The organism is Erysipelothrix sp. HDW6B (assembly GCF_011301115.1).
Lineage (GTDB): Bacteria > Bacillota_I > Bacilli_A > Erysipelotrichales > Erysipelotrichaceae > Erysipelothrix > Erysipelothrix anatis.
Map to the genome: position 1 here is coordinate 382,705 of NZ_CP049860.1, position 12,880 is coordinate 395,584.

The 12,880-nt window shown below is 39.2% G+C and carries 11 protein-coding genes; 6 read left to right on the plus strand and 5 right to left on the minus strand.

Annotated elements, in window-relative coordinates:
• Positions 1-37 precede the first annotated feature (37 nt).
• Complete coding sequence (locus tag G7061_RS01760) at positions 38-3,106, plus strand: polysaccharide lyase family 8 super-sandwich domain-containing protein (protein WP_166118218.1); 3,069 nt, start codon at positions 38-40, stop codon at positions 3,104-3,106.
• Positions 3,107-3,208: 102 nt separating this feature from the next.
• Here G7061_RS01760 and G7061_RS01765 read toward each other — a convergent pair whose 3' ends face one another.
• The 5 genes from G7061_RS01765 to G7061_RS01785 are packed head-to-tail and all read right to left on the minus strand — an operon-like array spanning position 3,209 to position 7,385.
• Positions 3,209-3,880: a DUF6198 family protein gene (locus tag G7061_RS01765; RefSeq protein WP_159634324.1), complete on the minus strand. Its 672-nt coding sequence runs from the start codon at positions 3,878-3,880 to the stop codon at positions 3,209-3,211.
• Between the two features lie 18 nt (positions 3,881-3,898).
• Positions 3,899-4,537 (minus strand): RpiB/LacA/LacB family sugar-phosphate isomerase, encoded by a 639-nt coding sequence (locus tag G7061_RS01770; RefSeq protein ID WP_159639702.1) that lies wholly within the window; start codon positions 4,535-4,537, stop codon positions 3,899-3,901.
• A 31-nt stretch (positions 4,538-4,568) separates the two neighbouring features.
• Positions 4,569-5,363 carry a gluconate 5-dehydrogenase gene (locus tag G7061_RS01775; RefSeq protein ID WP_159639701.1) on the minus strand — a complete coding sequence of 265 codons (795 nt, stop codon included), beginning with the start codon at positions 5,361-5,363 and terminating at the stop codon, positions 4,569-4,571.
• A 19-nt stretch (positions 5,364-5,382) separates the two neighbouring features.
• Positions 5,383-6,405 carry a sugar kinase gene (locus G7061_RS01780; RefSeq protein ID WP_166118221.1) on the minus strand — a complete coding sequence of 341 codons (1,023 nt, stop codon included), beginning with the start codon at positions 6,403-6,405 and terminating at the stop codon, positions 5,383-5,385.
• A 14-nt stretch (positions 6,406-6,419) separates the two neighbouring features.
• The gene (locus tag G7061_RS01785; protein WP_166118224.1) at positions 6,420-7,385 is read right to left on the minus strand and encodes a bifunctional 4-hydroxy-2-oxoglutarate aldolase/2-dehydro-3-deoxy-phosphogluconate aldolase; all 966 of its coding nucleotides are present in this window, start codon (positions 7,383-7,385) and stop codon (positions 6,420-6,422) included.
• A gap of 283 nt (positions 7,386-7,668) precedes the next feature.
• Between G7061_RS01785 and G7061_RS01790 the strand changes: the two genes are divergently transcribed.
• Genes G7061_RS01790 through G7061_RS01810 form a run of 5 tightly spaced genes read left to right on the plus strand, consistent with a single transcriptional unit; the run spans position 7,669 to position 12,874 of the window.
• Positions 7,669-8,865, plus strand: a complete 1,197-nt coding sequence (locus G7061_RS01790; RefSeq protein WP_166118227.1) for a glycoside hydrolase family 88 protein — start codon at positions 7,669-7,671, stop codon at positions 8,863-8,865.
• Between the two features lie 16 nt (positions 8,866-8,881).
• On the plus strand, positions 8,882-9,373 hold the full coding sequence (locus G7061_RS01795; protein WP_159634307.1) for a PTS sugar transporter subunit IIB: 492 nt from the start codon (positions 8,882-8,884) through the stop codon (positions 9,371-9,373).
• A 14-nt stretch (positions 9,374-9,387) separates the two neighbouring features.
• Entirely contained in the window at positions 9,388-10,167 is a 780-nt protein-coding gene (locus tag G7061_RS01800) for a PTS mannose/fructose/sorbose/N-acetylgalactosamine transporter subunit IIC (protein ID WP_159639698.1), read from the plus strand.
• Positions 10,154-10,972, plus strand: a complete 819-nt coding sequence (locus G7061_RS01805; RefSeq protein ID WP_159634303.1) for a PTS system mannose/fructose/sorbose family transporter subunit IID — start codon at positions 10,154-10,156, stop codon at positions 10,970-10,972. Before G7061_RS01800 ends, G7061_RS01805 begins: the two co-directional genes overlap by 14 nt.
• A gap of 48 nt (positions 10,973-11,020) precedes the next feature.
• Positions 11,021-12,874, plus strand: a complete 1,854-nt coding sequence (locus G7061_RS01810) for an alginate lyase family protein (RefSeq protein ID WP_166118230.1) — start codon at positions 11,021-11,023, stop codon at positions 12,872-12,874.
• Positions 12,875-12,880 lie beyond the last annotated feature (6 nt).

Below are 12,880 nucleotides of genomic sequence, written 5' to 3' on the forward strand. Positions count from 1 at the left end.
GGTTTAGTGGACGCTAAGGAAGGGTTACAGGTAAAATATGAAAATCAAAAAATTAATGGCGATGTTTATCGCAATTCTTTTAGGTGTTACCATACTACAACCGATTCCTGTGAAAGCACAGGAACAATCTACTGGCGATTTAGATCAGATCGTAGAGAACTTTGAAATTTATCTCTTAGGAAATGCAACGATCAATAATGATCCAATGAGTAAAAATAAAATTAATGATATTATCAAAAAAGGGACTGCAAACCGTCCATCCTTTGATAAATCGCAGAATGCGGTTTATCCAGGTGTTGAATTAGATAATACTGGTGGGACTGAGCACGTTGTTGCGAAACTGTCAGCAAACTTAGAAACAACCTATAAGAACTTATATGCAGTTGCTTTAGCTTATGGTACAGAAGCTGAAGGAAATACACTCTATAAGAACCCCGAAGTCTATGCTGAATTGGTAGATACGTTGTCATGGATTCATGATAAATATTTAAAAGATACCGATAATGGATACTACGGAAACTGGTATAGTTGGGAAATCGGAATGCCGATGAACTTAACTAAAATTCTATTTATTCTTCGTGATGAAATTGCACCTGAATTTATCACCGATTCAATTACAATGATGGATGCGTATATCCGTGGCGATGAACAATTAGGTTCATCACTAATTGGTGATGTAAATCTCGATGCACGTCAACATACCGGAGCGAACCTTACAGATATTACATTTAACCGTATTATCCAAGGTGCAATTACTGGTGATGTAAAACGTGTAGATAAAGCCGTTAAAGATATGATGACGGTATTTAATACTATAGATCCCAATGATCTCCAACATGGCGTTACTGATGGTTTCTATGAAGATGGATCATTTATTCAACACTCAACCGTTGCCTATACAGGATCATATGGAAAAGTACTTCTCGGTCGTATTGCGCAATTAGTAACTGTCTTGAACAATACACAATGGCAAGATGATACACTCATGAATACTGTTGAAGAGTGGGTCTATCGTGGCTTTGGTCCTGTCATGTACGAAGGGTATATGATGGAAATTGTTAAAGGACGTGCAGTATCCCGAACAGGTACTGGTTATGCAGATGGTGCTGGTGTCGTTGAAGCGCTTGTTCAGCTCTCATTAGGCATGAATGATGCATCAAAATCTAAGATGCAAAGTTATGTTAAGTATTTAATTACAATTCCCGAATTTAAAGTAAATACAAATAGTTTCGTATCGGTAAGTAATATTTTTGCCTATGAACATATTAAGCAAGATGGTTCAATTATTGGTGTGAATCCTATCGATGCAAATTCTCACTTCGCTTTTAACTTGATGGATAAATCCGTTCATTTACGTGACGATTATGCATTCTCACTGGCACGCAGTTCAACACGTGTATCGAAATATGAATACATGTCTGGAGAAAACTTGCGTTCATGGTTCCAAGGAGATGGTGCTTACTATCTTTATCAAAGTGGTGTAGATCAAACCGATGTATATGGCATTGACTTCTTTGCAACCGTTGATCATTACAAACTTCCGGGAACCACAACCGTGAATGCAAAGCGTAAAACAATGCCTGAACTTTATGGCACTGATTTCTATCTCCATGAACCTGAATTTACATCAGGGTCTGTAACACAGAATAAGTATGTTTACTTCCCACTAGGAACCAATGAGTTTTCAGGAAGTGCAACTTTAGATAATCTTGCAGTTTCTGGAATGCAATTGGGTGATGAGGAATCGTACAAAGATCGTGATAGCTTACCTGCAGATTTTGTAACCTATAAAAATGCGGAAGCAAACAAATCATGGTTCATGTTTGATGATGAGATTGTTGTATTAGGATCAAACATTCATGATATCGAAGGTCGTGATATGAAAACTACAGTCGATAATAGAATGTATGATGTCACTGATACCTTACAGGTCGATTCCAATAAAGGGGTCCTATCAAATGGATCTCATGAAGGACTTGAGTGGATTAGTGTTGCATCGGATGATTCGAAACGTGATGTAACGTATAAATTCTATGATGATAATGCAGTATCTTTTGATGTTACAAACCGTACAGGGAAATACTCTGATGTTCGTAACAAAACAACAGGAACTGCTGATAAAGAAATAACAAAACAATATGCAACTGTGATGTACAACCATGATGGAAGTGAAACATCTTCATACGCATACAGCATTTTACCAAACGTTAATGCCGCAGCAATGCAAACTCGTACAAACAACGATGCGGTTCGCATTCTTGAAAATAGTGATAATGTTCATGCTGTAGCTCATGACGGACTTGGTGTAGAAGGATATGTATTCTTTGAAGCTGCAACGTCAAATGACGTTACTGCAAATAACAAACTCATTATGATGCGTAAAGGAAATACATATGGAATTCAAGATCCGACGCAGGCACAAGCAACCGTTTCCTTTACAGTAAACGGTCACTTCGATGTAGCGAGTGGTGATGCAACTGCAGTCATCAACGGTGATACAACAACAGTCACAGTGAATACACATAACAAAAACGGTGTGACTCAGACAATCAATTTAACTGAAGTAGAAGTTGTTCCAGAAACAGTGACTGAACTTGTAGATGCAGCAACTGGTGTTCGTATAAAATTCGCAACGCCTCAAGTTAAAGAAGGTCTAGAACTCATTGTCTCCAAAGAAGCAGGAACATATGAAGGGCTTAGTGATGTCACAACATATGCAATCTCACTCCAACGTGATGGTGTAGATGTTGTATTGAATGAAGCAGTCACTGTAGTATTGCCTACTGATAGCCAAGCAAAATCGTTAAGAGTATTGGGTGGTCAAGACTTTAAAGATGTCATTACTTTTGAAGTTAGTGAGCAAACAATTCAATTTACAGCTAATGAACTTGGAAACTTCCTTGTGGGAACAATAATAGATTCAATTGATCCCGTGGATCCAGTCGATCCTACGACTCCAGAAGGTCCAGAAACAGGTCCTAAGGAAGAAGGAAATCTTCCGGGAACTGGAGTTGGTAATAGTGGTTTAGTGATGATTGGTGCGGTTCTGGTGGTAACAGGAGCACTTGCAGTTATTCTAAATCGTAGAAAACAAATGAAACACTAATATAACGATAAAGAAACCTCCTATCATATCAGATAGGAGGTTTTATAATTGCAAAATACTTCTGATGAGAAACAAAAAAAAGAGAGCATTGCTCTCTTTTTATTATGATATTTTTTCAAGGAACGCGCCAACCTTTGTGAATTGCGTAAATTCAAAACGTGATGTCAGGAAGTCTACAAAGATTTGAGACAACTTCCCGGTGAATAAGAACCCAAGTACGGTTCCAATTCCGATTCCATCTAAATGTTTGATAAATAACAGTGTGACCACTAGGGAAATGGTCAAGGATACACCATCATAACGCATACGAACGAAGTGTACTGACTTCTTGGAGGCGTCAACAACTTCACGTACAAATAAATCAAAAGGTTGGATAGGAAGCTTGCAGAGTAGGAAGAATGCAGCTCCTATAGCGGTTCCTACAAGGCCCACTCCCAGGCATAATACGCGGAACGGAAGTGAAGTAGGGATGAGTGCAATTAATGGTGCTGTTAGATCAACAGAGTAACCAAATAGAATTGCAACAAAGAAGGAGAGAATATACCCAATCTTAAAACGTCGAGTAATCAGCATCATCACAAGCAGTGTGAGACTTTGAATGATAATCGTCCAAGTCCCAAGTGATGTAATTGGAAACGCAACGGATAAGACATAGGGTACGGAGGAAAGGGTGGAAATCCCAAATCCTCCGTGTACTAATAAGTTCAAGTTAATACTGTTGTAAACAATCGCAATTAAGAGTGCGAGTTCTCCACTAAATTTCTTTTTAGACATGAGCGCTTACGATTTTCATTAATCTAAAATTGATTTAAGGTAATCAGAGATTTCTTGATCTTGTGATGCTTCGAAGAAATATTCTTTAAATTCAGGGTAATTGATTGCTGATTTAAGGAAATCTTGATCGATTTCTTTAAGAATGGTAATTAAAGGACGGTGTGTAACAGCCTTAACGCCATCTAAAATCTTTTTGTTACGTTGTTCAGGAATAACACGGTCTTTTGGATATCCACCTCCAAAAGGCTCTGAGAATAATTTTTCGAATGTGTAGTTTAGGTTTACTTCACCACCCCATCCGAAACCTTGTGCGAATGGCATTGCAATACAGTTTCCATCGTTTACTTGACCAAAGAGGTATGCATCAAGTGGTGATGTTACATGACCACATAAGACATTTGGAAATGAGTTGGCTGCAAGCATTGCACCCTGACCAGTTCCACATCCCGTAACGACGAAATCAACAGCTTTTGTTGTAAGTAGGATTGATGCAAGAAGACCGTTTTGTACATAAGTGAGTTGGTGATCTTGTTCGTTTGAGTACATACCGTAGTTTACAACAGTATGTCCTTTTTTCTCTGCTTCTTGTTTGAGAGAAGTATAAATAATTTCATTTTTTGATGCTTGCGAATTTTCATTAATTAATGCGATTTTCATTGAATCCTCCTAGATATTTAAATGACGAATACTATTCGGGTTGTTTACCGATATACGCTAAGATACCACCATCAACGTATAATACGTGACCGTTAACAAAGTCTGAAGCATTGGATGCTAAGAATACTGCAGGTCCCATTAAGTCTTCAGGTGTTCCCCAACGTGCAGCTGGTGTTTTTGAAATAATGAAGCTGTTGAATGGATGTCCATCAACGCGTAATGGTGCAGTTTGTGGTGTTTCGATGTAACCAGGGCCAATTCCGTTACATTGGATATTGTGCTCGCCGTACTCTGAAGCAATGTTACGTGTTAACATTTTAAGACCACCTTTAGCAGCTGCATATGCAGATACTGTTTCACGGCCTAATTCACTCATCATTGAGCAAATGTTGATAATTTTACCTGCATTTTTTTCAATCATGCTTGGTAAGACTGCTTTAGCCATGATGAATGGACCTGTTAAGTCGATATCGATAACTTGACGCCAGTCTTGAACACTCATTTCTACCATTGGAATACGTTTGATGATTCCAGCGTTGTTTACAAGAATGTCGACAGAACCAACTTCTGCTTCAATTTGTTTGATCATTGCTTGAACTTGTTCTTCGTTCGTAACGTCGCAAACGTATCCGTGTGCTTTGATTCCGATTGCTTCGTATTCTGCAAGTCCTTTGTTTACTAAGTCTTGATTAATGTCATTAAAGACGATTGTTGCACCAGCTTCAGCAAATCCTGTAGCTAATGCTAAACCAATACCATATGAAGCACCTGTAACAAGTGCTACTTTTCCGTCTAAACGGAAGTTATCCATTTTAAATGTTGTCATAATAATTGTCCTGTCCTTTTTAGCGTTGTACGCGTCCTGATCCGTCACCTTGAACTAATGTCATGACTTCTTCAACGGTAACGCGGTTGAAGTCGCCTTCGATTGAATGTTTGAGGCAGCTTGCTGCTGTCGCAAAGTTAATGGCATCTTGGTTGTTCATTTCATGAGTTAGTGCATAAATAAGCCCAGCTCCAAAGCTATCGCCACCACCGACACGGTCGACAATATGCATATTGTAACGGGGTGTAAAATATGCCGTACCGTCTGCATAAAGCATGGTTGACCAAATGTTATCGTTGGCTGTAATTGATTCACGGAGTGTAATTGCAACTTTCTTGAAGTTAAAACGCTCTGTTAGTTGTTTTGCAACACTGATGTAGTTTTCGTGGTCAATTTCACCTTGATCAACGTTCGTTGCATCAGCATGAATGCCAAATACTTTCTCTGCGTCTTCTTCGTTAGCAATCAAGACATCAACATATTCCATAAGTGTTGACATCGTATCGTTTGCTTCTTGCTGTGTCCATAATTTTTTACGGTAGTTTAAGTCACAGCTAACGGTAATTCCTAAAGCTTTTGCTGCCTTAAGTGCTTCCAAAGTAATTGCTGCAACGTCAGGGTTTAAGGCTGGTGTGATCCCTGTAAAATGGAACCAATCATGGCCTTTTAGAATTTCTGGCCAGTTGAAATCTTCTGGTTGTGCTTCAGCGATTGCGGAATGGGCACGATCGTAGATAACTTGGCTTGGTCGTTGTGAAGCGCCTTTTTCAAGGTAGTAAATTCCGATACGATCACCACCACGAACAATGGATGTTGTATCCACGCCAAAGTAGCGTAGTGAATTAACAGCATTTTGTCCCATTGCATGTGCTGGAAGTTTTGTAACGAAGGAAGCATCCATCCCAAAGTTTGCTAGGGATACTGCAACGTTTGCTTCACCACCGCCATAAGTTGCTTCTAAGACATCCGCTTGTGAAAAGCGGTAATAGCCTTGTGGTGCTAAACGAAGCATAATCTCACCAAATGTAATTACTTTTTTCATAAATCCTCCTAAGCTTAAATTTCTGATTTTACAAGACGAATGTTGAAGCCGGCAATGTCACGGTTTAGTGCGACGCTTGTAATTGCTTGTGCTTTATTACGTGCGATTGTTGCTTCATTGGCATGGATGCCTTGTTTTGCAAGTTGGTAAAGGGCGCGTTCGGGATAACGTGTTTGAATCCCGAAGTATCCTAAGTTCTCGTTTGGTGTATGTAGAAATTCAAAACCTGCGTCAGATTTTGAACCAACTGCTGTCTCGTAAAATTTAAAATTAAAGAATGTTGCTAAATCTTGAGCAAGTTTTTGTGCTTGTTCTTTGGATTCGCTGTTGACGCCGATATGCATAAGTTTATACTCGAGCATAAATTTGATTGCTTCTTTGGAGAGGGCTTCAATTCCGTCCCAATCTCCTGCAGCAATTAAATCGTTCGGAAGCATAAAGCTACCGCCAATTGCAGCAACATTAGGGAGATCCAAATAGTTGTGCATATTCGATTTGTTGATGCCACCGGATGGCATAAATTTAATATGGCTGTAAGGCCCACTGAAATCTTTGAGTTTCTTGACACCGCCACTTGATTCGGCTGGGAAGAACTTAAGTGTTGTTAGACCAAATGCCATTGCAGCTTCAATTTCTGATGCTGTCTGTACTCCAGGAACAATGAGAATGTTGTGATCAACAGCCCATTTTACAACGTCAGGATTGAATCCTGGTGTCACAAGGAATTGTGCGCCAGCTTCAAGTGCCTGTTGTGCATAGTCAACGGAAGTGACAGTTCCTGCACCAATAATCATATCTGGGTAAGCGTTGCGAATTTCATGAATTGCTTGAACTGCAAATTCGCTGCGGAAGGTAATTTCCATGCAGTTGATGCCGCCTTCATTGAGGGCGTGTGCCATGGGTAGAATATCTTCCGTTTTTTGAATCTTAACAACCGGTACAATTCCAATATTTTGTATTGCGTTTAAAATATCATTCATAAGAAATCTCCTTAATAACTTTGTCCAGTGAAACTGTGTATTTAAGTACCAGTGAACCCATAATATCGCAGTAAACCGGTTTTGTCAACCGGTTTACTGAACCAAATTTTACCGATAATAATTTCGCCATTATATAAGGTTGATAATTTTCTATCTTGTGAAAAAATGGATTTTCATCACTTGTAAGCGTTTAACATTTTTTCGAAAATCTATTGACTTTCATTAATTTCAGGTCTAGTATGTGGGTGTCCAGTAAACCAGTTTATATGAATTTGGAGGAATTATGTTTAACACAGTAAAGTACGTAAATGTTGAGTCAATTTCAAGACGCGACGAATACCTAAATGCACCTAAATTGACAGAGGCAGAGCTGAAAAAAGCAATCGAAGATTCAATCGCTAAGATTGATAAAAACATTGCTTACTTCGATGGGAAGTTCCCATGGAGTGCTACAAAAGACCTCAAATATCCAATCATCGAAAACACTGATTGGACTGAAGGATTTTGGACCGGACAACTCTGGCTCGCTTATGAATATACTCAAGATGAGAAGTACAAAAATCTTGCGTTGGAGCATGTTGTGTCATTCAGACATCGTCTTGATAACAATATCGAACTTGAACATCATGATTTGGGTTTCTTATATTCGCTATCATGCGTTGCCGGCTATAAATTAACAGGCAATGAGCTTGCAAAAGAAACAGCGGTTCTTGCAGCAGAAAAATTGATTACACGTTGGCAAGAAAAGGGTGAATTCATCCAAGCTTGGGGTGAATATAACAATCCTGAACACTATCGTTTTATTATCGATTGCTTGCTAAACATTCCCTTGCTCTATTGGGCAACAGAAGTCACAAACGATCCAAAGTTTGCAGACATGGCTCAACGCCATTTCCAAACAAGTATCAAGTATGTTGTTCGCGATGATGCAAGTGCTTATCATACGTATTACATGGATCCAAAAACGGGTGCACCAGTACGCGGTGCGACACGTCAAGGATACAATGATGATTCGTCATGGGCACGTGGTCAAGCATGGGGTGTTTATGGAATTCCATTAAACATTCGATACACAAAAACAAATGATGTTACCGAACTGTATAAAGGTATGACCCACTACTTCCTCAATCGTTTACCGAAAGATAATGTTCCATTCTGGGACCTCATCTTTAATGACGGTGATGATCAATCCCGTGATTCCAGTGCTGCAGCAATTGCAATTTGCGGTATGGATGAAATGAATAAATACCTTCCAAACGATGCTGATAAAGCTGTTTATGAAGGTGCTATTCAAACGATGATGCGATCATTGATTGATAACTATACAGAGGAAACTCACGAACCGGGAAATCCAGTGCTCTACCATGGTGTTTATTCATGGCATAGCGGTAAAGGTGTTGATGAAGGAAATATCTGGGGAGATTATTTCTACCTTGAAGCCCTCATGCGCTTATACAAAGATTGGAACCCATATTGGTAGATAAGAGGAGAATATTATGACACAACCAAATATTGTAATGACACGTATTGATGAACGTCTTGTACACGGACAAGGTCAATTATGGATTAAAACGCTCGGTGTAAACACTGTTATCGTTGCAAACGATGAAGCAAGCAATGATCCGATGGCGCAAACACTGATGAAAGCTGTCATTCCAAGCGGAATTGCAATGCGTTTCTTTACTGTAGAAAAAACAATTGAAGTAATTCACAAAGCGGCTCCAGCACAATCAATCTTCATCATTATTAAAGATTGTAAAGATGCATTACGTCTTGTGGAAGGTGGCGTTCCCATCAAAACCATCAACATTGGTAACATCCACAACACTGAAGGAAAAGAAAAGATTACACGCTCAATTTTCTTAGGTGCTGACGATAAAGCGCATTTAAATAAACTCGTAAACGAATACAACATTGAATTTAATACTAAAACGACCCCTCGTGGAGACGATGGATCCGTTGAAGTAGACATTAGAAAACACATTTAAATAGGAGAAAGAAAATGGAAATAACATTTATTCAAGCCGTATTAATCGGTCTATGGACAGCAGCATGTTATGCAGGGATGCTCTGGGGTGTATATACAAACCGCGCAATTTTCCTCGCATTTGGTGTTGGTGTTATCTTAGGAGATATTCAAACAGCATTACAAGTTGGTGCTATTGCTGAATTAGCATTTATGGGATTCGGAGTTGGTGCTGGTGGTACAGTTCCACCTAACCCAATTGGTCCTGGTATTATCGGTACATTAATGGCAATAACAAACCCAGCAGTTACACCAGAAAGTGCATTAGCATTATCAATGCCATTTGCTGTTGCAATTCAGTTCTTACAAACAGCAATCTATACAGTTCGTGCGGGTGCTCCTGAAGGTGCTACACGTGCTTTAGACAAACAAGATTTCCGTGGCTTTAAATTACATGCAAATATGACAATTTGGTTGTTTGCATTAGTTGGTTTCCTTCTTGGATTCCTAGGTGCATATAGCATGGAAATGTTAACAACACTTGTTGGATACATCCCAGCATGGTTACTCACAGGATTAAACGTAGCCGGTGGAATGTTACCTGCAATTGGATTTGCAATGATCTTATCTGTCATGGTTAAGAAAGAATTAATACCATTTGTATTAATGGGTTATGTTCTTGCTGCTTACTTCAAATTACCAGTTATTGGTATCGCACTCTTTGCAACAATTTTCGCACTACAACAATACAACCAAGCATCAAACAAATCAGTTGCTGCAGCTAATACGGAGGTAGGAAACGATGACTGGATCTAATACACAACTAACAAAAAAAGATTATTTTAAAACAACATTGCGTTCATACTATCTACAAAATGGATTTAACTACAGTAACTATCAAGGGTTAGGTTATGCATTAGTGCTATACCCTGGATTACGTAAAATTCATAAAGATGATGCTGACTTTGCAGAAGCATTGAAAGCAAATACAGAGTTCTATAACACAAACCCACAATTACTACCATTTATTACTTCATTACACTTGGTAATGGCTGATGAAGGGCGTCCTGAATCAGAAATTCGTGGTATTAAAATGGCGCTTATGGGACCACTTGCAGGAATTGGTGACTCGTTATCACAATTTGCGATTGCACCGCTTTTCTCAACCATCTTTGCGTCACTCGCAATGGAAGGTGTTTCAATTGCTCCAGTATTGTTCTTAATTACAATTAATGCTGTCTTATTCTCAATTCGTTATTTCATGGGATACTACGGTCATAAAGTTGGTACTTCAATCATTGATAAACTCAGTGAAAAAATGGAAGTTATCTCAAATGCCGCAAACATTATCGGTGTTACTGTTATCGCAGGTCTTGCTGCTACATTCGTAAAAATGAACGTTAAAATTTCATTTGCAGCGGGAGAAGTTATTGAAGGTGGAAAACAATCAACGGTTAATATTCAAGCACTTTTAGATAAAGTTGCACCTGCTTTACTTCCAATGTTATACACAGGTTTAATGTACTACCTAATTAAGAAAAAAGGTTGGAACACATACAAACTTGTTATCTTAACAGTTGTCATCGGAGTTGTCTTGAGCTTCTTTGGTATTTTAGGATAATTATACAGAGGAACTACCACGGTAGTTCCTTTTATCACTGGAGGATTTATGGAAAAACTTACAGAAAAATTACTCATGCAATATCGTACGTTATTGATGCACCATCGTGAGTCAATTCTGACACAAGCTGAAGATATCTTAGACGATATTTATTATTTTGTGGGAACATGGGATATGGAACGTTGTGCGACGCCATATCAGTTAAAGGATATCGATTGGGATGCTACTCCTAACGGCGATGATGAGTGGACTTTTATGTTGAATCGCATGACATTCATGCCGACACTGATTAATGCAACAGTCTTAACAGACGATCGTCGTTTCATCGCCAAAGCATGGGACTTAATTCTTGATTGGATTGATGCGCATCCTCAAATTGATGAACGTCCAAGCACTCGTACGTTGGATACAGCGATGCGTCTTGTCCATTGGCATGATGCTCAGAAGTTCTTTGATTATTATGTCTTCATAGACCATAAAAAAACGATTGCATCCAGTGTATCAATGCAATTAGAGTCACTGCGGACGCGGTATATTCCCAAATATACACTCAGTAATTGGGGAAGCATCCAGACAGCCACAATCATCTATCTGTTAGGTCAAACAAACCACAAGAATGACTCACTATTCCAGTGGGCATTGTCTGAGCTTGAAACACAAGTAGCGATTCAAATTTATGAGGATGGATTGCATTGGGAACAATCGACAATGTATCATGTCGAAGTCATGATGTACCTAATGAAAGCATATAAAGGGCACCAAGAGCCATGGCTTTACGAAGGTATCGTTAAAATGGCCCATGCTTTACTCATGCAACGTACGCCTCAGAATAAGATGGAAATGTTTGGGGATAGTGACAACAGTTCACTGACAGAAATGTTTACGTATTGTGGATTGTTTTTGCATGATGGAACGTTCTTAAATTTTGGCAATATCGAGATCGAGACATATTCGTATTTCTATGAGTATTTGGAGTTGGACGGATTACAAACCCATCTCATTTATCCACAGTCAGTGAATTTTGATGGAATTGCGAGTGGTATGTTTACGACCCGATCTAATTGGGATGTTGATGCTAACTTTACAATGTTTACCAATGGTTCCCTTGGCAGCGCACATGGTCATGCCGATAACTTACATATCTCTACGGTATATAACGGCGATCCGGTACTTATTGATTCGGGCCGTTATACATATCGAGAAGACGATCCGCAACGTATCGAACTCAAAGCAATGGCAGCTCATAATAGCGTTATTCTTGATGATCAGGACGCATCGGTTCCAACAGGATCATGGACCTACCGTCAATTTGTGAATCCACATAAAACTTATGTGCGTCACGAAGACGCCGTTCATTATTATGAAAGCAGTTATGATGCGGATGGATACAGTCATACACGGAAGTTGCAAATTCATGACTCTGGAATTTGGCAAATCGTGGACGAAATACATGCTAAAGGAACTCACACTGCTACCATTCGTTGGCACCTTGACCCAACATGTACGTATCAGGATGGTATTATAACTACCAAGCAGCACCATACGATAGCGATTCAAAGTGACGTGCCACTCCAAGCCGAAAAAACTGAGATGTCGTATCACTACAATGAACTCACGACGCATGATGTGTTGAGAGGCAGTGTTACGTTTGAAAATCATTGTATTCTTACAACGTTCCTGTATCCAAGTGAAAAGACATTTGAAAAATCGGAAATCATTCAAGGCGCTGGAACAATTGCGGATGCCACCGTTATTTCAGCGTATCAGATTGGTGATTTGACGTTTGTGATGGGTCATCAAGAGATTATTAAGGGTAATAAAATACTTTATAGTGCGGGAAGACCATTCCACGCAAAAGCGATAGTATTCACACCAGATAAATACTATCGAATGAAAACATAGGTGGGG